This is a genomic window from Pseudohongiella sp., assembly GCF_011050365.1.
Lineage (GTDB): Bacteria > Pseudomonadota > Gammaproteobacteria > Pseudomonadales > Pseudohongiellaceae > Pseudohongiella.
Map to the genome: position 1 here is coordinate 1 of NZ_DRFV01000017.1, position 22,654 is coordinate 22,654.

Sequence of the window (22,654 nt, forward strand, 5' to 3'; positions counted from 1 at the left end):
TATACGCGTTTCAAGCAATCTGGCAAGCACTTTTTTTCACTTTCTTTGCCAGCTTGTCACCGGCAAATAACTCTGAAAAAACTGCTGCTGTCTTCCCTTGACCAGAGCGTTATCTCGTCAAGGGCGCGCATTATGCCACAGTATTAATTTGCTGCAAGTGTTTTGTCAAAATTTCGCTGAAAAATTGCGACTATCTTGTGAACATCATCTGTCGTTTACGGCTACAGCCTATGCCGTTTGCCGACGACCGGATTTGACGCGCCGTTTAAGACGGGTCACCAGACGATATCCCAAAAGCAGGAGGAGAAGTGTACCATAAAAAACTGCATCAAAAAGATCTGTGCGCAGAATCCACAACAAGTGCAGCAACGCCAGCAATGACGCCAGATACACCAGCTGATGCAGGCGTTTCCAGCGTCGTCCCAGACGGCGCATCATGGCCTTGGTTGAGGTGACGCCCATGGCGACAAGAATCAGCAGCGCAGTAAACCCGACAGTAATATAGGGGCGCTCAACAATGTCGCTGCCGATTTCGGACCAGCGCAGCTCCAGCAGAAACACCATATAGATGATGAAGTGCAGCACCGCATAGAACAGGGCAAACAACCCCAGTGTCCGGCGCAGCGGGAACAGACCGGCCAGCCCGGTCTGTTCCCGCAAGGGCGTTATGGCCAGACTCATCAGCAGAAATCGCAGTGCCCAACGACCGGTCTCCAGCGCCAGCTCCCGAGCCGGGTCCGCGCCCAGGGTATTCAGCACCGCGCCCTGCAACAGATAAGCAAACGGCAACAACGCCAGACAAAAGATCACAGCACGCACAATCCGCCAGAATCGCGGATTGCGCAGAGCCTTTACCTGTGACAACGATCTCAAAAGACAACCACCAAGAGAAACCCGCTGGCTTAATAGTATCGCGCCAGATCCATGTCCTGATACAGATGCGCTACCTGATCTGCGTAGCCGTTAAACATCCGCGTTTCTATACGCCCGGAGCTGAACAGCGTCGTGGGCAGACGCGTTTCCATGTCCTGGCGCCAGCGCGGATGATGCACTTCGGGGTTCACATTGGCATAAAAACCGTATTCACTGGGCTGCAACATATTCCACGAGGTCTCGGGTTCTGCTTCAGTGAAATGAATACGGACAATGGACTTGATGCTCTTGAAGCCATACTTCCATGGAATCACCAACCGGATCGGCGCACCGTTCTGCGGCGGCATGTAATTGCCATACAAACCAACGGCGAGGAAACTCAGCGGGTTCATCGCCTCGTCCATACGCAGCCCTTCACGGTAAGGCCATTCAATCACACTGAAGCGCCCACGCTGCCCCGGCATCTGCTCCGGATCCAGTAGTGTTTCAAACGCAACGTATTTGGCTTTGGACGTGGGCCCGACCCGCTTGATCAAATCCGCCAGCGGAAAACCGATCCAAGGAATCACCATAGACCATCGCTCCACACAGCGCAGACGGTAGATGCGCTCTTCCAGCTGGTGCGGCTTCATGAAGTCTTCCAGATCATACGACCCCGGATTGTCCACTTCGCCGGTAATCTCGATCGACCACGGATCGACGTTGAAACTTTGCGAGTTCTGGAAAGGATCTGACTTGTCAGTACCAAATTCGTAAAAGTTGTTATAGCTCACGACATCGCGATAGGGCGTCAGATCCTCATCCGTCCAGAACTTGCCGCCTCGTTCAGCAGCCTCAATGCCGGCAAACTTCTCCTGCCACCAGGCTGCCGGCGCCGAACGCTCCATGTCAGCAGGTGCGCGGGCACGCAAGCTATCGCCGGAAGCGCCAAACGCAGATATCGGCATCGCCGCCAGGCCACCGGCCGCAGCTCCAAACTTGAGCGCATCACCCATGAATTGCCGCCGGTTGCGGTACACCGACTCCGGCGTAATCTCAGAAGGCAGGATATCGGGGGCTGATTTGATCAACATAACTACACCTCTCACGCCCTCAGGCGGGCATCGGATACAGGGCCTGTGCGGCCCGGCGTTTCACGAGTTCATGGCACTTATTACGCTGCCGGATCGCTCTCGGTTTTACGCTTGCGGGCCGAAATTTTTCTATACAAAGAAATAACCGGACCGGAAATAGCGTACACAACACACATTAACAATAAAACTTCATGTGGACGCTGGGCAATCACCACCAGCAGCACCACCGCCATCAGGAATACCACGTAAGGCACCGTGCCCTTGAAGTGGATCTCCTTGAAGCTGTAATAACGATAATTCGACACCATCAGCAGACCGACAAAGGCCGTCAGCACTGCAGTGGCACCCGACAACCAGACACCCGGCTCAATACCATACTTGTAGGCAACCCACACCACAAAGGTGACCAGGCCTGCCGCGACGGGACTTTGCAGGCCCATGAAAAACCGCTTGTCGACAGTACCAAGCTGGACGTTGAATCGCGCCAGCCGCAGCGCAGCGCACGACATAAAGATGAAACTCGCCGCCCAGCCCGCGTTACCAATAGACGACAGCGTCCAACTGAACACGATCAGCGCCGGTGCCACACCAAACGACACCATATCAGCCAGGCTATCGAACTGAGCCCCGAATGCGCTCTGGGTATTGGTCATGCGCGCAACCCGCCCGTCCAGACCGTCAAGCACCGCCGCAATCAGTATCGCCCAACCGGCCGCGTTAAAGTTACCGTTCATGCCCGCAATGATGGCGTAGAAACCCGCAAATAATGCGCCCAGCGTCAGCAAATTGGGTAACAGATAAATCCCTTTGCGACTTATTTTCTTGCCATCCTGAGAGACAAACTCCTCATGTTCATCAATCGGAATAAAGCTGTCTTCCAGCTCCTGGGCATCATCGCCTGGTGGATTTTTCTCCGTCTCCATACACTACCCCTGGCCAGTTAAAGTGTTGATTATACACGTCCGACAGTGGCTTGCGAGGCCCGACATGCATCGCGCTACTACTGGCCTGCAGCGGCAACCTGCCACAATGCATTCACCAGCGGATTGGCAAATTTGCGACGCCGGGCGCACAGCCCGACTGTGAACGGACGCAACTCATGCATCACCGGCAATATCTCGATCCGGTCACTGACCGGGCTATTGTCCACCACCACTCTGGGCACCACCGCGACACCGCAGCCCAGACTGACCATACTGACCATGGCCTCATGGCCACTGACCTGGGCGTACACCCGCGGCTTCTGACCGCGCTGCGCAAACCAATGTTCCAGCCGCGACCGCGCCAGGCCTGTCTCCGGAAGGATCACCGGCAGCGCCTGCCAGTCATAATCACCGCTGTCCCTGCCCTGCTCCAATAACTGCCGCACCGGGCATGACAGCACCGGCCCGATGCACACCAGCGGGGACTCACCCAGTGGCAGGAATGCCAACGAGGCCGGCAGCCGATCGGGCATGGCAGCAATCGCGATATCGTCCTGCCCCGCGATGACCCGCTCCAGAGCCAATGCTGAGTCGCCGGTATGCAACTGCAGCTCCACCTGCGGGTAGACGGCACGAAACTGTTGCAGCAACTCATGCAGAAAACTGTAGCTGGCCGTCACCGAGCAGAACAGGCTCAGCGTGCCATGCAGGCCGTCGCCGCGACGCTGCAGGTCGGACTTGAGCTGCAGCAACTGGTCCAGCGTCTGCACGGCATAGTCGCGCACTTGCAAGCCGGCGGTGGTCAAACGCACGGTTCGGTTGTCCCGCTCGAACAGGGCGACGCCGAATTCGTGCTCCAGCCGCTGTATGGCGCGCGTCAGACCCGACGCACTGATATGTAATTCCTTGCTACTTCTGGCAAAATGCAGGGTTTTACTGAGATGAAGGAACAGCCGGAGGTCTTTGAGGTCCATTTTTAACGTCCAGTTTAAGAGCCGACAAGGCTTTACGTTGCGCGAATCGAAACAGTTGATTGCAAATATATCATTTTACGCAATCCGACCAAACCTTTATCATCCACCCCGACTTTTAATTGCCAGATAAACGGCCCAGAGGAATACCAACATGAACTACTTCAACACCCTGCCCTTGCGCCTGCAATTGCAGCAACTGGGCAAATGCCGCTTTATGGATCGCGCTGAATTTGCTGACGGCGTTAACCGCCTGTTAGGCAAAAAGGTTGTCATCGTCGGTTGTGGCGCCCAGGGCCTGAACCAGGGTCTGAACATGCGCGACAGCGGCCTGGATATCAGCTACGCACTGCGTGCGGAAGCGATCGCCGAAAAGCGTCAGTCCTGGAAAAATGCGTCGGAGAACGGCTTTAATGTCGGCACTTACGAAGACCTGATCCCCCAGGCAGACCTGGTACTGAACCTGACCCCGGACAAACAGCACACCGCCGTGGTCAAGCAGGTCATGCCGCTGATGAAAAAAGGCGCTTGCCTGGCCTATTCCCATGGTTTCAACATCGTTGAAGAAGGCATGCAGATTCGTGACGACCTGACCGTCGTTATGGTGGCACCAAAGTGCCCGGGCACTGAAGTACGTGAAGAGTACAAGCGCGGTTTTGGCGTACCGACACTGATCGCCGTACACGCGGAAAACGATCCCAATGGTGACGGCCTGGACATTGCCAAGGCTTACGCGGCCGCCACCGGTGGTCACCGCGCGGGCGTGCTGGAATCGTCCTTCATCGCCGAAGTCAAATCCGACCTGATGGGTGAGCAGACCATTCTTTGCGGCATGCTGCAGGCCGGTTCCATCCTGTGCTACAACCGCATGATTGAAAAAGGCGTCGAAGCCGGTTATGCCTCCAAACTGATCCAGCACGGCTGGGAAGTGGTATCGGAAGGCCTCAAGCACGGCGGCATCACCAACATGATGGATCGCCTGTCCAACCCGGCCAAACTCGTTGCCAACTCATTGGCACAGGAACTCAAGGATATCATGGCGCCGTTGTTCCAGAAGCACATGGACAACATCATTGCGGGCGAGTTCTCTCGTGACATGATGGAAGACTGGGCCAATGACGACAAGAAGCTGCTGACCTGGCGTGAACAGACTGCCGAAACCGCGTTCGAGAAATCCACCCCGGGCAACATGGACATCTCCGAGCAGGAATACTATGACAATGGCATCCTGATGGCCGCCATGTTGAAAGCCGGCGTTGAGCTGGCCTTCGAAACCATGACCGCTGCCGGTATCATCGAAGAGTCTGCCTACTACGAGTCACTGCATGAAACCCCACTGATTGCGAACCTGATCGGCCGCAAAAAGCTGTATGAAATGAACAAGGTAATCTCCGACACGGCAGAGTACGGCTGCTACCTGTTCTCACACGAATGTGTACCGCTGCTGAAAGACTTCATGCAGAAAATTGACACCGACGTCATCGGCAAAGGTCTCAACGTCAAGGACAACAGCGTCGACAATGCGGAGCTGATCGCGGTCAACCAGGGCCTGCGCAATCACCCGATCGAAGTTGTCGGTCGTCGTCTGCGCTCCTACATGACCGCCATGAAAAAGGCCATCTAAGCCCTTTTCCGGCGCTCAATAAAAAAGGGCCGGAGCCACTGAATTATCAGTAAGCTCCGGCCCTTTTTATTTTCAACAATTATCAATGCTGCCCGACGGCGCTGGCTGAGGAGCAAGTGGCAACGAGCGACCAATCAGGCCGCGCTTTTCCGCAGCAAATCCGCCCGATAAAGCGCGAGGATTGTCCGAGTCCCGAGCGCAAGCGAGGTCGAGTTCCGCAGCGCCGGGCGGATTTGCGGAGGAAGCGGTCGGTCGCGACTGCTACTTGCTCCTCAGCCAGCGCTGCCACTGAACTCATACAGGAGGACTCGCATAGTCCCTCAGAGACTAAGCACCTTCTCCCCCCGAGAGATACCCGTCACCCCGGTCCGCGCAACCTCCAGCACAGAAGCATTGCCAATGGCCGCCAGAAAACTGTCCAGCTTATCCGACGCACCCGTCAGCTGAATGCTGTACACCGTGCTCGTCACATCCACAATCTGACCCCGGAAAATATCCGTCGTGCGCTTGATCTCCGCCCGCTGTGCCCCCGTCGCCTTCACCTTCAGCAACATCAGCTCACGTTCAATGTGCGAACCTTCGGTCAGGTCAACCAGCTTCACCACATCAATCAGCTTGTTCAGATGTTTGGTGATCTGCTCGATCTTGCGATCATCGCCAATGGTCGTGATCGTCAGCCGTGACAGGGTATGATCCTCCGTCGGCGCTACCGTCAGTGATTCAATATTGTAATTACGCTGAGAAAACAAGCCCACCACACGAGACAAAGCGCCAGGTTCATTCTCCAACAGAATGGATATAATGTGCCTCATCTTATGTTCGCTCCGTTTTGCTCAGATACATATCCTTCATCGAACCACCCTTGATCGCCATCGGATACACATGTTCCGAAGGGTCAACTGCCACATCAATGAATACCAACCGGTCTTTCAGGGCAAACGCCTCTGTCATTTTCTGGTCCAGCTCCGACAACTTCTCGATGCGAACCCCAACATGACCATACGCCTCCACCAGTTTGACAAAATCAGGCAGCGACTCCGAGTAGGTGCTATTGGAATAACGGCCGCCATACTGCATATCCTGCCACTGCCTGACCATACCCAGCGACTCATTGTTAAGACACACAATCTTCACCGGTAATCCGTATTGCAGACAGGTAGCCAGTTCCTGGATACACATCTGAATACTACCCTCACCGGTAATACATACCGAGATCGCATCCGGAAACGCCAGTTGCACACCCATGGCGGCCGGAAAACCGAAACCCATGGTGCCCAGACCGCCGGAATTGATCCAGCGACGTGGCTTGTCAAAATGATAGTACTGCGCAGCAAACATCTGATGCTGGCCGACATCAGATGACACGTAGGCTTCGCCCCCGGTTACCCGATAAACACTTTCAACCACCTGCTGCGGCTTGATCACATCGTTTTCAGCCGGGGTCACTTTCAGGCACTGCTTGGCGCGCCAGCCCTCTATCTGCTGCCACCACAAATCCAGCGACTTGCGATCCACTTTCGCGTCAGCCTGTGCGACCAGTTCCAGCATTTCTTCCAGTACGCTGGTGACCGAGCCCACAATAGGCACATCCGCCGCTACCGTTTTTGAAATCGAGGCCGGATCAATATCCACATGCAGAATCTTGGCACCCGGGCAGAACTTGGAAACCGCATTGGTCACGCGGTCATCAAAGCGGACACCGATACCCAGCACCACATCACTGAAATGCATGGCGTTATTGGCTTCATAGGTACCGTGCATGCCCAGCATGCCGAGGAACTGTTTGTCCGGCGCCGGGAACGCGCCCAAGCCCATCAGGGTATTGGTGACCGGGTAACCCAGCTTGCGTGCAAACTGTGTCAGCAACTCGGACGCGTTGCCCTGGATGACCCCGCCACCGGCGTAGATAATCGGGCGCTTGGCGGCCAGCAGAATCTCCACTGCTTTCTTTATCTGCCCGGTATGGCCTTTGGACGGTACCGAATAGGAACGCATCTTCACCGTCGACGGGTACTGGTACTCGAACTTGCGCGCCGGATCCGTGGCATCCTTGGGCACGTCGATAACGACCGGGCCGGGTCGGCCGGTCGTCGCAATATGAAATGCCTTTTTCACCACCATGGGAATATCTTCGGCGTTCTGCACCATAAAACTGTGCTTTACGATGGGCCGGGACACACCCACCATGTCGGTCTCCTGGAACGCATCGGAACCGATCAGGGAGCTGTCCACCTGACCCGAGATGACTACCATGGGAACGGAATCCATAAATGCTGTCGCAATGCCGGTAATGGCATTGGTTGCGCCCGGGCCGGACGTTACCAGCACCACACCAGGCTTGCCGGTGGCTCTGGCATACCCGTCAGCAGCATGCGTTGCCGCCTGCTCGTGACGGACCAGAATATGAGCCACCTTGTCCTGGTTGAATATCGCATCGTAAATATGCAGCGCGGCGCCGCCCGGATATCCGAACAACAGCTCAACGCCCTCGTCGTGCAGCGCACGAATCAGCATTTCACCACCAGAAAGCAATTCCACAGTTATAGCCTCTCAAATAAAAATGTGACACCAGCAATGGCATCAATAAGACACTGTCCGGGGACAGAATCTTCGCAGATAAAGTTAATCTTTTTAAAACCAGGACCAATCAACAAGATCAATCAACAAGGATATCGGAGCAATATGGCAGCCTTGAGCCACATAAGCAGCCTTGAGCCACATAAGCAGCCTTGAGCCACATAAGCAGCCTTGAGCCACATAAAAAGCTCTGAAACATGACGGTTCCGGACGTCGGTAACGTACTGGAACCTAGGTGGATGTTGTCTGACACCTAAGCAAGCCCCGGGGCTGACATTTTTCGACGCAACCCGGCCAGAGCAGATTGGGGGAGGGGATTACCTTCTCAGTCTGCGTGCGGCGGGGAACCCGGTAAGAGTGCCTCGCCAGCAACACGCAATTTTCCCACGATTTGACGTATTGTCAAGCGCGAGGCCCTTGTTGTGAGCGTTTATCGAAAATAAAGCCATTCTCGTCAACATCAACAAGAATACAGTCACCGGGCTCGTACTCTCCCTGGATGACACGCTGCGCCAGCGGGTTCTCGATCCAGTTCTGCACCGCGCGGCGCAGGGGCCTGGCGCCATATACCGGGTCGTAGCCCAACTCGGCCACTTTATCCAGCACCGCATCCGAAACCTCAATGGCCAGGTCATTGTAATTCAGGCGCTTGTTGAGCGAAGCAATCTGAATATCAGCAATACCCCGGATCTGGCTGGCTGCCAGCGGATGGAACACAACAGTCTCGTCGATACGGTTGACGAATTCGGGACGGAAATGCCGCGTTACCACCGACATCACATCCTGTTTCACGCGCTCGTACGCCGCCTCGTCGGTAGGGTTGTCACCCAGCATTTCCTGGATACGGTCAGAGCCCAGGTTGGACGTCATCACAATCACGGTATTGCGGAAGTCCACGGTGCGGCCGTGACCATCGGTCAGTCGACCATCATCCAATACCTGCAACAGAATGTTAAAGACATCCGGGTGCGCTTTTTCCACCTCGTCCAGCAACAGCACCGAATATGGCCGGCGGCGCACGGCCTCGGTCAGATAGCCACCCTCTTCATAACCGACGTAGCCGGGAGGCGCCCCGATCAGGCGAGCCACAGAGTGCTGCTCCATAAACTCGGACATATCGATACGCACCATGGCTTCTTCGGTATCGAACAGAAACTCGGCCAGAGCTTTGCACAGTTCAGTCTTGCCGACACCGGTTGGCCCCAGGAACAGGAAGGAACCGTTGGGACGGTTCGGGTCGGACAGGCCGGAACGCGAACGACGCACGGCGTTGGCCACGGCAGTGATCGCCTCGTGCTGGCCAATCACACGTTTGTGCAGTGCATCTTCCATCTGCAACAACTTGTGCCGGTCGCTTTGCAACATTTTGGATACCGGTATCCCGGTCCAGCGCGAAACCACATCAGCGATCTCTTCCTCGGTCACCCGGCTGCGCAACAACTGCATGTCCATCATCTCGGCCTGGGTAGACATATCCAGGGTTTTTTCCAGATTGGGAATCACACCGTATTGCAACTCGGACATTCGCGCCAGGTCGCCGGCTCGGCGAGCGGACTCCAGATCAGCACGGGCTTTTTCCAGATTACTCTTGATAGACTGGGTGCCATGCACCGAGGCTTTTTCTGCCTTCCAGATTTCGTCGAGGTCGGCAAACTCTTTTTCCACGCGCTGAATGTCTTCCGCCAGTTTCTCCAGACGTTTACGCGAAGCGTCATCTTCCTCTTTTTTCAGCGCCTCCCGCTCGATTTTCAACTGAATCAGGCGACGCTCGAGCTTGTCCATCTCTTCCGGCTTGGAATCGATTTCCATGCGAATCATGCTGGCTGCTTCGTCAATCAGGTCGATGGCCTTGTCCGGTAACTGACGATCGGGGATATAGCGCTGTGACAACCGCGCCGCCGCGATAATCGCCGCGTCTGCAATCTGCACGCCGTGGTGAACTTCGTAGCGCTCTTTCAGGCCACGCAAAATCGCAATGGTGTCCTCCTCCGAGGGTTCATCCACCAGCACCTTCTGAAACCGGCGTTCCAGTGCAGCATCTTTCTCGATGTATTTGCGGTACTCATCCAGCGTCGTGGCGCCGACACAATGCAGCTCGCCGCGGGCCAGCGCCGGCTTCAGCATATTGCCGGCGTCCATGGAGCCTTCTGCCTTGCCGGCACCCACCATGGTGTGAATTTCATCAATAAACAGAATGACCGAACCTTCCTGTTTGGAAAGCTCTTTCAGCACGCCCTTCAAGCGCTCCTCAAATTCCCCACGAAACTTGGCGCCGGCGATCAAGGCGCCCATATCCAGGGCCAGGATTTTTTTGTCTTTTAAACCCTCTGGTACTTCGCCGTTGACGATACGCTGAGCCAGACCTTCAATGATGGCAGTTTTACCGACACCCGGCTCCCCGATAAGCACCGGGTTGTTTTTGGTCCGGCGCTGCAGTACCTGAATGGTGCGGCGAATCTCACTGTCACGGCCAATCACCGGATCCAGGCCGCCTTTGCCGGCACGCTCGGTCAGATCGATACAGTATTTGGACAGCGCCTGCCAGGATTCTTCCGCCTCGGCATCGGTGACTTTCTCGCCGCCGCGCAAATTATTGATCGCTGTCTGCAGAGCTTTTTCGGAAATACCAAAGCTGATCAGCAGACGGCCCAGCTCACCCTTGTCAGCCATCGCCGCCAACATGACGGATTCGCTGGAGATGAATTTGTCACCGTTTTTCTGAGAGGTCTTGTCAGCCTGATTCAGCAACCGTCCCAGCTCGTTGGACATTGCCACATCAGCACCATTACCTTCCACCTTGGGCAGGCGCTGGAGGATGTCGTTGAGTCCTGTGCGCAAAGCCGTCAGGTCGAACCCGGTTTGCGACAGTAAGGGACGTACCGAGCCACCCTTCTGATCGAGCAGGCTGATCATCAAATGCACAGGCTCGATAAAATTGTTGTCATTGCCCAGCGCCAGCGATTGCGCATCAGCCAGCGCGGCTTGGAGCTTGCTTGTCAGTTGATCCATTCTCATCATTCACCTCAGCGAACCAGTTTCCGCACCGGACAGCGGCCCGGTCGTCATTTGTCTATGATGTATAGATTGAGGTTAAACCGGACAAATTCAAGCGTGCGAGGGGATTTGGCAGCAGATAATGACCGCTGTCTAAACAATTGTTGCGCTGGATCAAGCCTTCAAACAGCCTGCCTCTTTAAATAGATCAGACTGGCCATGCGCCCGGTCACACCATCGCGCCGGTATGAGTAGAAATGCCGGTGATCACAGACAGTGCATTGCCCGCCGCCATGAACATCCGAAACGCCGACAGCCAACAGACGTTGCCGTGCCACCGCATAGATATCCATCAGGCTCTTGCCCGGTTTGCCGGGCACCGGCACAAAACCATCCGCGGTGGCCGCAGCCGCCATAAACGCGGCCTTCACCTCATCACCGATTTCAAAACAGCAGGGCCCGATTGCCGGTCCCAGCCAGGCCATCAGCTCAGAGCCCCGACACCCGGTAGCAGAAACAGTATTTTCCAGCACGCCTTGCACCAGCCCCCGCCAGCCAGCGTGCGCCGCTGCGGCAATGCGGCCATCGCGCGAACAGATCAGCACCGGCAAACAGTCAGCGGTCAACACTGCGATACCGTCACCCGGCTGCATGACGCAGCCGGCATCCGCCTGCCGCCTGCGCAAGGGGTTATTGCCAGCCACCACGGTGATGGCACGGGTGCCGTGGACCTGGTGTAACCATTGCAGACGTTTGAGGTCAGGGACGGCATTCCGCAGCAGACGCCGGTTACGCGCTACCGAAGAGGCCTTGTCACCCACATGTGTTCCCAGGTTCAGGCTGTCATACGGCGGCGCACTGTATCCGTCCAGCCGGGTAGTCACCATCGCGCCGATGCTGGCAGGCGCCGGCCAGTCCGGCGTCTGCCAGCGCAACCTGGCAGGAATCAGGTCCCGCACACCGGCTGCGCCCGACATCAGTCTGAATCCCGCTTCAGAATATCCAGTAGCTGCAACATGTCCTCCGGAGCTGGCACTTCCCAGCTCACCTCTTCCCCGCTATCAGGGTGGACAAACCCCAGCCGGGCAGCGTGCAGCGCCTGCCGCTTGAACTGCCTCAGCTGTTCAGCCAGTTCGGGGCTGCAGCCGGCGGGGATATGCAACCGCCCGCCGTAAACCGGGTCTCCGATCAGCGGGTGCCTGATATGACTCATATGGACACGAATCTGGTGCGTGCGGCCGGTTTCCAGTTTTAACTGGACGTGAGTATGCGCCCGGAAGCGCTTGATCACCCGGTAATGGGTGACCGACGGTTTGCCACTTTGGACCACAGCACGTTTTTTGCGCTGCACCGGATGTCGCCCCAGCGGCTCGTCCACCATGCCGCCCGCGGTCAGTACACCCTGAACCACCGCTTCGTACTGGCGGGTAACCGTGCGTTTCTGCAATTGACGAACCAGCCGGTGATGGGCGGGCAGAGTCTTGGCGACCACCATCAATCCTGTCGTATCCTTGTCCAGCCGGTGCACAATACCCGCCCGCGGCAGGTGTTGCAGTGCGGGACAATGATGCAGCAAACCGTTCATCAGGGTGCCACTGCGATTGCCGGCGGCCGGATGCACAACAGTGCCAGCGGCCTTGTTGAGCACCAGCACAGCGTCGTCTTCGTAGACGATATCCAGATCCAGCGCTTCCGCCTGCCAGCCATTGTCAGGCGCCTCGTCCATTTCGGCTCTCAGCTCCAGCCTGTCACCGGCACTGAGACGATCCTTGGCCCGCTTGTGACCGGTGTTGACGAGCAGAAACCCGTCTTTTATCCACTGCTGTAATCGTCCGCGCGAATAATCTGCGAACAAACTGGCCGCAGCCTGGTCTAATCTGGCGCCATCAAGATCGTCGGGGACAATGGCGGATAGGGAAATTCGTTCTGACATATTTGGGTATAGACCGGATGGTGTGGTTAAATAAACGATTAACGACAGGCATTATAGTCTGTTTTGCCAGTCAAGAGGTGTATTGAGCGTGCGAGTACTGCTAATCCTTGCGTTATTCATAACTGTTGTTTCCTGTTCTTCGTTCGGCGAGGACCGCGATGAATTTGCTTCCATGTCAACGGAAGAGCAATTCTACCGGACTGCCAATCAGCAGTTGAATGCATCAAACTTCACCGGTGCGGTGCGAACCTATCAGGCACTTGAGTCACGGTTTCCGTTCGGTCAGTACGCCGCCCAGGCACAACTGGAACTGATCTACGCTCACTATCGTGCTTCCAATGTGGAGGGTGCGCGTGCCGCTGCGGACCGTTTTATCCGCTTGCACCCTGACCATGAGAGTATCGACTACGCTTACTACATGAAAGGGGTGGCAACCTTTTCCGAGAACACGGGTTTCATGAGCCGCTTTTTGCCCACCGATCCTTCCAAGCGGGACATCAGCCGGGCGCGCGATGCTTTTAATGAATTCTCCCTGCTCATGACCCTGTATCCCGACAGCGATTACACTGCCGATGCACGCGCCCGTATGGTGTTCCTGCGCAACAATCTGGCCGCCTACGAAATCCACGTCGCCAACTATTATCTGGAGCGACGCGCTTATATTGCAGCGCTGAACCGGGGCCGTTATGTGGTGGAGAACTTCCAGGGCAGCCCCGTGGTTGCCGATGCCGTGGCCATCATGGTGGAGTGTTATCTGCGCCTGGGTCTGAACGACCTGGCAGATACGTCACTGGCGCTATTGCGCACCAACTACGCCGATCATGAGACGCTGGACAACAATGGCGACTTTATCGTGCGTAATCACGTCACCAACCCGTCATTGTTGTACACGGTCACCTTCGGCCTGCTGGGCAGCAACGAAGATAACACACCACTGGCACCAACCAGCCGGCCCCAGCGTTCTGTCGCGCCCGACAATGCAGTACCGGAACGCGGCCGATCACTACTCAATATCCTGACCCTGGGTCGCTTCGGTCGTGATGCAGCCTCGGCGCCGTTGCCCAGCGAACCCCCGCCCGGCTCTCCCAACCCGATCTGACTGACTGCCGCCGGGCGCCAAAGATGCCCGGCGGCGCTATAACTCAGACCGGATAATTCTCCGGGAAGAAGTCCCGCTCAATCAGCTCAATCAAAATGTGTATCACCTTGATATGCACTTCCTGCACGCGGTCAGCGTAGCGACTCGCACCGGCACTGATATCAACCGTGGCCAGCTGGCCCAGAGCTGATCCGGCAGTGCCTGTCAGGCTGACGACATGAATGCCGTTATCACGGGCATATTCCGCCGCCTTGATCACATTTTTGCTGGTACCACTGGTACTGATGGCGAACAGACAGTCTCCCGCTCTGCCCCGTGCCTGCAAGTAGCGCGAAAAAATATGCTCGTAGCCAAAATCATTGGCAACACAACTGATATGCCCCGGATCACTGATGGCGGTGGCTGAAAGCCCCGGGCGGTTGTCGCGATAGCGCCCCGTTAGCTCCTCGGCAAAATGCATGGCATCGCTCATCGAGCCGCCGTTGCCACAGCTATATACAGCGCCGCCATTGCGCAGGGCTGCGATCAGCGCCGCCGCCGCCGCCGCAATAGCATGGGTACTGTTTTCATCTGCTAGAAACCGCTCGAGATAATCCCGTGCTTCCGTCAACGTGCCAGTTATGATCTGTTTAGTGTCGTTCAAACCCACCTCCTTGCCGGGTGCCGGGCCGGGCTATTGATTGCACGCAGCTCATTCACCTGCGGCCCACCCCTGCGTAATCGGGTAGCGGCGGTCGCGGCCAAAGGCCCGCTCTGTCAGGCGCACGCCGATGGGTGCCTGACGCCGTTTATATTCGTTGATATCCACCAGGCGAATGACCCGACGCACCTCGTCGTCTGCGAAACCTCTGGCAACAATCGCCTCCGCGCTCAGATCAGCTTCAATATACAAGGCCAGAATCTGATCCAGACGATCATAAGGCGGCAGATTGTCGTCATCCTGCTGTCCCGGAGCCAGTTCAGCCGACGGTGGGCGGTCGATAACCTCCGGCGGGATCACATCCGCCTCGCCGCCTTCCGCAGCAGCGGCATTACGGTATCTGGCCAGACGATACACCAGCGTTTTGCTGGCGTCTTTCAGCACATTAAAACCACCAGCCATGTCACCGTACAACGTGGAGTAACCAACAGCAATCTCGCTCTTGTTACCGGTGGTCAGCACCAGAGCGCCTTTTTTATTGGAAATGGCCATCAGCATCACGCCCCGGCAACGAGCCTGAATATTCTGTTCGGTCAGGTCTGTTGGCAGGCCGGCGAACTGGCCCGCGAGGGCGCCCGCAAAAGCCTGGTAACAGTCGGTAATCGGAATCACATCATAATTCACCCGCAGTCGTTCCGCCTGCGCGGCTGCCAGCCGCACGCTCAATTCGGACGTATAGGTAAAGGGCATCATGATTGCTGTTACCTGGTCGGCACCCAATGCATCGACGGCAATCGCCAACGTCAATGCTGAATCAATACCACCTGACAAGCCCAGAATGACAGAGCTGAAGCGGTTTTTGCGCACGTAATCCTGCAGGCCCAGCATCATGGCCTGGTAACAACGTTGTTCGACGTCTCTGTCTGTTGGTGTCATCAGCACCGAGTCCGGGCCTATGGCGGCCCCCGGGTCAGCAAGCTCGGGCCAGGCCAGCGAATTTTCAATCCGGAATACAACCGGTATCAGCGCTTCGGTGAATGCCGGCCCCACAACGGTGACGTTACCTTCCGCGTCCGCAATCATGGAGTTGCCATCGAAGACCAGCTCATCCTGCCCGCCTACCTGATTGACGTAAAGGATTGGTGTACCCGACTCCAGACCACGTCGCGCCAGCAAACGCTGGCGTCGCTCCTGCTTGTCGGCATGAAACGGCGATGCATTGATGTTGATCAGCAAACCCGCACCGGCCTGTGACGCCTGCCGGATGGGCAGTGGCTCCCACAGGTCTTCGCAGATTGTCAGTGCTACCGGCAAGCCTTTGATGTTGATGATGCAGGGAGCACTGCCAGCCTGAAAATAGCGGCGCTCGTCAAACACCTGGTAATTGGGCAGGCTCTGTTTGCGGTAGGTCGCTTTTATCTGACCGTCGTGGATAACCGACAACGCATTGTAGAGCTGTCCGTTTTCCAGCAATGGATAACCAACGACCAGGTGGGCGGAGACGCCGGCCTCGCAGAGCTGTTGCAATGCGGCCGAGATCCGCGGCGCCAGACTGGGTCGCAAAAGCAGGTCCTCAGCCGGATAGCTGATCAGACTCAGCTCCGGGTAAACCACCACATCGGCATTGTGAACACTGACGGCTTCGCGCGCGGCCTGCAGGATTGCCGCGGTATTACCGGGAATATCTCCCACCATCAGATTCAATTGCGCCATTACTATCGTCAACTGGCTGCTCATACGATCCTCTATTGTTCCGGTCTTCCTGATCCTGCGGAGAAAAGCTGCGGTATTGTCGGTCAAACGTGCAGCAGAAGTAAAACGCCAAATACGCGCTTTCCAAGGTATACGCCGGTTACGGCCAAACCGGGCAACCGACAACAAACATCATCACCATGCCACCGGTTTTATGCCCCGCATCCCGGGATCGTAAGGCTCAGGGTCCAGTCCCGCAGAGGTGCCGGTCAACAGTGCCACCAGTAGATCAGCGGATGCGGGCGCCAACACCAGACCATTACGATAGTGGCCCGCATTGACATAAACATTGCTGAACCCGGGTATTTTGCCGATAAACGGAATACCGTCCGGCGACCCCGGCCGCAATCCGGCCCACTGCTGCAAGACCGGCAGTGACGACAGCACCGGCAACATCTGCTCCGCCGATGCCCGCAGGCTGTCGCAAGCCTGAGCGGTAACAGACTTGTCAAACTCGCTATGCTCCAGGGTACTGCCCACCAGAATATGGTGGTCACGCCGGGGAATCAGGTATCGCCCCTGGCTAAGCACGATACCACTCAGTAAAGGCCTGTCCGCCTTGTACAACAGCATTTGACCTTTAACCGGCGTCACCGGAAGTGTCTGCCCTAGCATGGCCAGCAGCAAGCCGGTCCAGGCACCGGCGGCCAGTACAAACGCATCTGCCTGCACTTTGACTTCCTGGTTCTGATGTCGCAGCCACACCGCTGTCAGGCGTTCGCCGTCAGTTTCAAAACGCAGAATTTCGGACTGTTCGCGCACATCAACAGACGCCTGCAAACGCAAACTGGCCGCCAGCGCCCTGACCAGTCGTGGGTTCCGGACATTCGCTACGGTTGGCATATACAGGGCACGTTCGCTGCCACTGGCGAGCCCGGGTTCGCGTGCATAAATCTGCGGTGCCTGCCAGGTTTGCATGGGCCGCCCATGTCGCTGTGCCCATTGCAAGGCATCAACATGATCCTCGGCGTCCAGCATCAACAGGCCACAAATGCTCAGCTCCGGATCAATGCCGGTTTCATCAGCCAACGCCTGCGCCAGTTCGGGATAGGCATCCTGGGCCCGGTTGGCCAGCGCTGTTACCGGTTCGGAGTACCGCCACGGATACAGTGGCGATACGATGCCACCGCCCGCCCAGGAAGCTTCGCGACCGCACTCACCCCGTTCCACGAGCTGCACACTGGCGCCACCATGACTCAGGCCGCGGGCGACAAGCATTCCGGAAACGCCGCCGCCAATTATCAGAAAATCACTCAATATCCTTTTCCTTTCAACCTTTCAACCTTTCAACCTTTCAACCTTTTATTCTGCCAGCCCGACGACCCGACATGCCGCGCCTGGCGGCCGGACCCTTAAAAGTCGGCGCTGGGTGGCGGCCAGCGACTATACTCTGCACAAGGAGGTTCCCCATGTCCGGCTCATTCAATTTGTATACTCAACAGGGTGTGAGTTTGCTGGAACTGTTCGCGACGCTGGCAATTATAGCAACACTGACCTCTCTTGCCCTGCCTGCATTCACCGTGCTGGAGCGGGAGGAGTCGTCCAGAGTGCTGCGCCAATTCCTGACTCTGGTGGAAACGGGGCGCAGCGCTGCCATCCGGCGTCGTCACACGATCACCTTGTGTCCTGTTGATGAGCAGCGCAGGTGCACCGCAAACTGGCAAACCGGCGCCATGCTTTTTTTTGATAACGATGACAACCGGCAACGCAGCATGGATGAAGAACCGGTCGCAATTGTACGTTGGCCGGAGCTCAGGGGCCAACTTGACTGGCGCGCCTTCGGCAATCGGCAGCGCCTGCTGATTGATCATTACGGCGGATTGAGCGGCCAGAATGGCAACTTTACCTGGTGCCCGCCCGCTCACAGCAGCGAGCCTGCCCATCAGCTTGTACTCAACGGCAGTGGACGCTTTCGTTTTGCCCGTGATAACGACGGAGACGGCTATCGGGAAGACAGCCGGGGTCAGCCACTGCGCTGCTCATGACCGGCAGCACACAGCCGTTGCCAGTGACATCAGTGCAGCCGGCGCCATTGCCGGTTTGTCGAGGCAAAATCGCCGGCCTCGCAGGCAAGCGCGTCAACACAGCAGACCCGGCGCTCCAGACCCAGACCGACATCTGTGCCCGGACGCACCCCTGATGCCCGGACTGCCAACTGATACAGCGGCCCGCAAGTAACCGCAGGCGCACCGGGCGCGGAAAAGTAAAAATCATGTCCGGCACTGACTGCCTGATAAGACATTTTTGTGGCACCCGAGTTTTCCATCATCCCGGGCGACATCACGATACTGACCTCGACATCCGACAAAGTGCTCAGTGTCACCTGCAAGCCATCGGACTGCACGCGCGCCAGCAATGACGAATCCAGCGCAAACAACAAGGCTTCAGCGGCATGGAAGACACGATCGTGATCCCGGTAGTTCAGCGCCAGCGACGTACCCAGCAACGCCGCATCCACCGCCGATAACGCCATCCTCGCCAATACCGCCATGAAAATCAGCGTCAACAGGAGCGCCGAGCCGCGTTGTCGCTGACGCCACTGACAGCACCAAAAAACAGACTTCATATCGTCCTCTGACCACGCCCATGCAACTCAGACTGCCGCAATGCTGTGCTGAATGTCATCGTCAAGCCACCGCTGCCCGCCTCCCCGCTTATCATCACCTGCTGCACTGACAAAGTGAGATTCACGCTGAACACCCGGGACCAATCGCCGACCTGATCGACACTGACATAGGCAACCCTGGGCTTATCGACAGGTTTATGGTCAGCTCCACGGGCTAATTCAGAGGCAGGTTCGGGCGCTACCGGCAACAGCTCGATACCGACCGTTGCGGTCATTGCTGTCACACCCTCGATCAGTTCTTCCGCTGCGCTCAAGGTACCGTCGCTACGTAGCCGACGTCGGTACAGCCCTGCCGGCTGGCCGGCGCTGCTGCGTCGTGCGATATAAAGAAAGTGAACCGGCTCCTCACAGTCACTGGTACGCAAACGCAATACATGACTTCCGGCAAGAGCACTCACCGATCCGGTGTTGGCCGCCAGTATTTCAATCCCGGGGCCAGCCCCGGTAGTCGGTACCGCGTCGCCAGCCGCACACGGCGCCGCCGATTCAAGGATACTGGCTCGCAAGATAAACTGGGCATAGGCCGCCCGCTGTTGCAGGTCCTGCTCCGAACGCTGCACCGATTGCAGGCGCATGCTACCCGTGAAAAGCTGCATGATGACAGCACTCAGACCGGCACCAAGAGCCAATGCGATCAACAACTCCAGCAGTGTCATACCCTGACAGCGCAACCACGACAGCCGCATCACAACACCACGACCCCGCTGCTGAGCGGCATCGAGGCGAACTGTTCGTCATCCTCGCTACCGTGCCAGCGCACCAGCACGCGATACACGCGGGCAGCATCGGGGTAGCCTGCCATGGGGGTCGGCACGATCTCGCCACGACCGGAGGGCAGCAAAGATTGCAGTTGCCAATGCCACTGCGCGAGATCATGTGCCGCCAGTTCGATATACCAGCAGCCGGTGCGGGACTCGCAATCGACATTGACCTGACCCTGCGGCATGTTCGCCAGCGACGCAGCAAAACCCGCCGGGTTGGCTTTCATGCGCTCGATCATATCGTACAGCAACCACTCAGCCTGCAGAAAATGGCGGTTAGCTTGCACCGTGCCCACGCCCAGGGCCTGCATGGACAGAACGGCAGCAATGCCCGTGGCGATGATAAAACTGCTCAACAGCACTTCCAGTAGCGCCATGCCACAGTGCTTTTGCGGTGCGTTGACAGAACTGGTTTTCATCGCATGCTGCTTCCATCACTGGTGCTTTTCCCGTACATGTATCTGAATAGTAGTCAATCAGAGGGCGCCGGGCCGATCCAGTTGCTCAAGTGTGCGGCGCGACACACTATCGCAAATCTGGCCTCACCCCGCGCGTTTTGGCATTACCTGAAGTTTTTACCTATAATCCGCGCTTCACTTCTTCAGCGCCTCAGCGCCGTGCGGTCCCCTCATGGAATATGATCCGTTGTTACTCGCTTTGCTGGCATTCCTGGGGCTTATTGCGGGCTGGATAAACACCCTGGCAGGCGGCGGTTCAAACCTGACCCTGCCCATGCTGATGGTGCTCGGCCTGCCACCGGACGTGGCCAACGGTACCAATCGGGTAGGCGTGATTCTGCAGGGCATGGTGGCGGTGAAAGGCTTTCATCATTACGGCAAACTGGACACCCCCTCGATCCGGTCCATTCTGGTACCCAGTATGATCGGCGGCGCCCTTGGCGCGCTGACCGCTGCACTGATGCCCAATGTCGCGCTGAAACCACTGCTGCTGGGTACCGTACTTACCATGTCTGCCGTCATCCTGATGCGTCCGGGCTTTATCGCGCCGCCGCCGGGAACACCGGTGAAATCAGTCAGCGAAAGTCGGGCTGCCTGGTGGAGTCTGTTGCTCGCGGGAGTTTACGGTGGGTTTGTTCAGGCCGGGGTGGGGTTTATTCTGCTCGCCGCACTGGCCGGGGTTTTGCGTTACGATCTGGTGCGTGCCAATGCGCTCAAGATGGTCTGCACTCTGGCTTTCACCGCCATATCATTGCTGATTTTCATCTGGTTTGACCAGGTGGCATGGGTGCCCGGCCTGATTCTGGCGCTGGGCACCATGCTGGGCAGTTTTCTCAGTGTGCGTTTTGCCATCAGTGTGCAACAAAGTACCATCAAGTGGTTTCTGTTTGCCATGACATTGGTGTCATGCGCGGCTGCGGTCCTGTTCTGAACAGGCATACGAACACGTCGGTGTCATAACCTGTCAGTCCGCAACCCGGATATTATCAAACACTATCACAATGGCAGCGCCGCCCAGTCTGCTATCAGCCACACTGACGCTGGCACCGTAGCCGGTCGCAATGTCGGCCACGACGGCCAGGCCAATACCCTGCCCCTGTGCCAGCGTGTCGAGCCGAACGCCGCGTTGCAATACCCGATCACGATCATCAGCTGATATACCGGGACCATTGTCTTCAATTTGCAGGCGCATGCTGGGCGGCGCATCAGACAACAGCACCGCCGATACTGCCACCTTGCCACGTCCATATTTGCAGGCATTGTCCAGCAGGTTGCCGAGCATCTCCATCAGATCGCGTTCATCACCCAGAAAATTGAGTGCAGGATCGATATTAAGCTCTATGTTTACCGCTTTGTCGGCATACACTTTCTGCAGTGTACGCGACACCCTTGCGACCACGTCGGCAACGTTTACCTGTCGGGCCAGCGTGCTGGCGTTACCCGCGCTGACCGCGCGCTGCAATTGATAGGTCACAATCTGATTCATCCGATCAAGCTGTTCCTGCACCAATGATTCCTGACTGTTGCCGGCAGCGTCACGGCCAAGCTCGCCCTGAATCACCGCCAGCGGAGTTTTCAGGCTATGCGCCAGATCCGCCAACGTGGTGCGATATCGAGACTGCTGTTTGCGTTCAGACTGAATCAGCAAATTCAGGTTCCGGGTAACGGCACTCAACTCCCGCGGGTATGAAGTATCAAGTGCCTCACTTTGCCCGGCTTCAATCTGTTGCAGGTCCGTTGCCAGCCGCCGCAACGGCGCCAGCCCCCAACGTAGCAGCAGCACCTGTAGCACCAGCAACAGTACTGCCAGCCCTCCAAGCCAGGACCATAAACTGTTTCTGAAACCTGCCGCTTCAGCCTTGAAAGTGTCGGTTGACTCCAGCACCGAGAACAGGATTGGCGAACGCCGGTTTTCCCAGGTCACCGCATAACTGCTGACAAAAAATTCGCTACCCGATGTCGTTTGCAAACGACCAAAGCTGGTATTACCAATGCCCAGGTCATAGTCCAGACTCAGCGTTTCATAATCAATATCAAGCGCCGACGACGTTCGCAACAATTCGCCTTCGCTAGCGCTGCTGATAAAACCATAGAGATTGGAATTAAGTTGTGAAAACCGTGGCTCGCGGAGATTTTCACTGAAATAGAAATTACCATCTGTTTCATCGACGGCGGCCAACAGCACATAGATCTGCACTTGCAGCTGCTCAGCCACGCCCGTCTCCAGGCTATTACGGAAAGCCCGGTCAAGTACCACACCGGTCAATCCCAGAAATACCGTCAGCAATACACTGACCGCAACCAGCAGCCGATTCTGCAGGGAATACCCACCGATGCGGGTCGTCACCAT

General features: G+C 56.9%; 20 protein-coding genes. 4 read left to right on the plus strand and 16 right to left on the minus strand.

Annotation, left to right across the window (positions count from 1 at the left end):
* Nucleotides 1-228 precede the first annotated feature (228 nt).
* The 4 genes from msrQ to ilvY form a co-directional block, all read right to left on the minus strand.
* On the minus strand, nucleotides 229-873 hold the full coding sequence (msrQ, locus tag ENH71_RS14585) for a protein-methionine-sulfoxide reductase heme-binding subunit MsrQ (protein ID WP_294136140.1): 645 nt from the start codon (nucleotides 871-873) through the stop codon (nucleotides 229-231).
* A gap of 29 nt (nucleotides 874-902) precedes the next feature.
* A complete protein-coding gene (gene msrP / locus ENH71_RS14590) occupies nucleotides 903-1,946 on the minus strand; it encodes a protein-methionine-sulfoxide reductase catalytic subunit MsrP (protein WP_294136142.1) in 1,044 nt (347 codons plus the stop codon).
* A gap of 80 nt (nucleotides 1,947-2,026) precedes the next feature.
* Nucleotides 2,027-2,869: a CDP-diacylglycerol--serine O-phosphatidyltransferase gene (gene pssA / locus ENH71_RS14595; RefSeq protein WP_294136143.1), complete on the minus strand. Its 843-nt coding sequence runs from the start codon at nucleotides 2,867-2,869 to the stop codon at nucleotides 2,027-2,029.
* Between the two features lie 77 nt (nucleotides 2,870-2,946).
* Nucleotides 2,947-3,843, minus strand: coding sequence for an HTH-type transcriptional activator IlvY (ilvY, locus tag ENH71_RS14600; protein WP_294136145.1), 897 nt, complete (start codon nucleotides 3,841-3,843; stop codon nucleotides 2,947-2,949).
* A gap of 151 nt (nucleotides 3,844-3,994) precedes the next feature.
* On the opposite strand from ilvY, the gene ilvC reads away from it, so the two are divergent.
* Nucleotides 3,995-5,464 carry a ketol-acid reductoisomerase gene (ilvC, locus tag ENH71_RS14605; RefSeq protein ID WP_294136147.1) on the plus strand — a complete coding sequence of 490 codons (1,470 nt, stop codon included), beginning with the start codon at nucleotides 3,995-3,997 and terminating at the stop codon, nucleotides 5,462-5,464.
* A gap of 320 nt (nucleotides 5,465-5,784) precedes the next feature.
* Here the strand turns inward: ilvC and ilvN are convergent, their stop codons facing one another.
* The 5 genes from ilvN to rluD form a co-directional block, all read right to left on the minus strand.
* The gene (gene ilvN / locus ENH71_RS14610) at nucleotides 5,785-6,276 is read right to left on the minus strand and encodes an acetolactate synthase small subunit (RefSeq protein WP_294136151.1); all 492 of its coding nucleotides are present in this window, start codon (nucleotides 6,274-6,276) and stop codon (nucleotides 5,785-5,787) included.
* A gap of 1 nt (nucleotide 6,277) precedes the next feature.
* Nucleotides 6,278-8,002, minus strand: a complete 1,725-nt coding sequence (locus tag ENH71_RS14615) for an acetolactate synthase 3 large subunit (RefSeq protein ID WP_294136153.1) — start codon at nucleotides 8,000-8,002, stop codon at nucleotides 6,278-6,280.
* 441 nt (nucleotides 8,003-8,443) lie between these two features.
* Nucleotides 8,444-11,056: an ATP-dependent chaperone ClpB gene (clpB, locus tag ENH71_RS14620; RefSeq protein ID WP_294137932.1), complete on the minus strand. Its 2,613-nt coding sequence runs from the start codon at nucleotides 11,054-11,056 to the stop codon at nucleotides 8,444-8,446.
* Between the two features lie 161 nt (nucleotides 11,057-11,217).
* The gene (gene pgeF, locus ENH71_RS14625) at nucleotides 11,218-12,012 is read right to left on the minus strand and encodes a peptidoglycan editing factor PgeF (RefSeq protein ID WP_294130808.1); all 795 of its coding nucleotides are present in this window, start codon (nucleotides 12,010-12,012) and stop codon (nucleotides 11,218-11,220) included.
* Nucleotides 12,012-12,968, minus strand: coding sequence for a 23S rRNA pseudouridine(1911/1915/1917) synthase RluD (rluD, locus tag ENH71_RS14630; protein ID WP_294130806.1), 957 nt, complete (start codon nucleotides 12,966-12,968; stop codon nucleotides 12,012-12,014). The genes pgeF and rluD overlap by 1 nt, the downstream gene beginning before the upstream one ends.
* An 88-nt stretch (nucleotides 12,969-13,056) precedes the next feature.
* Between rluD and bamD the strand changes: the two genes are divergently transcribed.
* Nucleotides 13,057-14,067: an outer membrane protein assembly factor BamD gene (gene bamD, locus ENH71_RS14635; protein WP_294130804.1), complete on the plus strand. Its 1,011-nt coding sequence runs from the start codon at nucleotides 13,057-13,059 to the stop codon at nucleotides 14,065-14,067.
* A gap of 43 nt (nucleotides 14,068-14,110) precedes the next feature.
* Here the strand turns inward: bamD and ENH71_RS14640 are convergent, their stop codons facing one another.
* The 3 genes from ENH71_RS14640 to thiO all read right to left on the minus strand — a co-directional run bounded on the left by ENH71_RS14640 (nucleotide 14,111) and on the right by thiO (nucleotide 17,716).
* Complete coding sequence (locus ENH71_RS14640) at nucleotides 14,111-14,710, minus strand: SIS domain-containing protein (protein WP_294130803.1); 600 nt, start codon at nucleotides 14,708-14,710, stop codon at nucleotides 14,111-14,113.
* 48 nt (nucleotides 14,711-14,758) lie between these two features.
* Nucleotides 14,759-16,444, minus strand: a complete 1,686-nt coding sequence (locus ENH71_RS14645) for an NAD+ synthase (RefSeq protein WP_294130802.1) — start codon at nucleotides 16,442-16,444, stop codon at nucleotides 14,759-14,761.
* A gap of 150 nt (nucleotides 16,445-16,594) precedes the next feature.
* A complete protein-coding gene (gene thiO, locus ENH71_RS14650; protein ID WP_414704681.1) occupies nucleotides 16,595-17,716 on the minus strand; it encodes a glycine oxidase ThiO in 1,122 nt (373 codons plus the stop codon).
* 152 nt (nucleotides 17,717-17,868) lie between these two features.
* Between thiO and ENH71_RS14655 the strand changes: the two genes are divergently transcribed.
* Nucleotides 17,869-18,444, plus strand: coding sequence for a GspH/FimT family pseudopilin (locus ENH71_RS14655; protein WP_294130800.1), 576 nt, complete (start codon nucleotides 17,869-17,871; stop codon nucleotides 18,442-18,444).
* Nucleotides 18,445-18,473: 29 nt separating this feature from the next.
* On the opposite strand, the gene ENH71_RS14660 is transcribed toward ENH71_RS14655, so the two are convergent.
* Genes ENH71_RS14660 through pilV form a run of 3 tightly spaced genes read right to left on the minus strand, consistent with a single transcriptional unit; the run spans nucleotide 18,474 to nucleotide 20,265 of the window.
* Nucleotides 18,474-19,025: a pilus assembly PilX family protein gene (locus tag ENH71_RS14660; protein ID WP_294130797.1), complete on the minus strand. Its 552-nt coding sequence runs from the start codon at nucleotides 19,023-19,025 to the stop codon at nucleotides 18,474-18,476.
* Nucleotides 19,022-19,771 (minus strand): PilW family protein, encoded by a 750-nt coding sequence (locus tag ENH71_RS14665; RefSeq protein ID WP_294130795.1) that lies wholly within the window; start codon nucleotides 19,769-19,771, stop codon nucleotides 19,022-19,024. Before ENH71_RS14665 ends, ENH71_RS14660 begins: the two co-directional genes overlap by 4 nt.
* A complete protein-coding gene (pilV, locus tag ENH71_RS14670) occupies nucleotides 19,771-20,265 on the minus strand; it encodes a type IV pilus modification protein PilV (RefSeq protein WP_294130793.1) in 495 nt (164 codons plus the stop codon). Before pilV ends, ENH71_RS14665 begins: the two co-directional genes overlap by 1 nt.
* 211 nt (nucleotides 20,266-20,476) lie before the next feature.
* Here pilV and ENH71_RS14675 point away from each other — a divergent pair, with 211 nt between their 5' ends.
* On the plus strand, nucleotides 20,477-21,235 hold the full coding sequence (locus ENH71_RS14675) for a sulfite exporter TauE/SafE family protein (protein WP_294130791.1): 759 nt from the start codon (nucleotides 20,477-20,479) through the stop codon (nucleotides 21,233-21,235).
* A 33-nt stretch (nucleotides 21,236-21,268) separates the two neighbouring features.
* On the opposite strand, the gene ENH71_RS14680 is transcribed toward ENH71_RS14675, so the two are convergent.
* The gene (locus ENH71_RS14680; RefSeq protein WP_294130787.1) at nucleotides 21,269-22,654 is read right to left on the minus strand and encodes an ATP-binding protein; all 1,386 of its coding nucleotides are present in this window, start codon (nucleotides 22,652-22,654) and stop codon (nucleotides 21,269-21,271) included.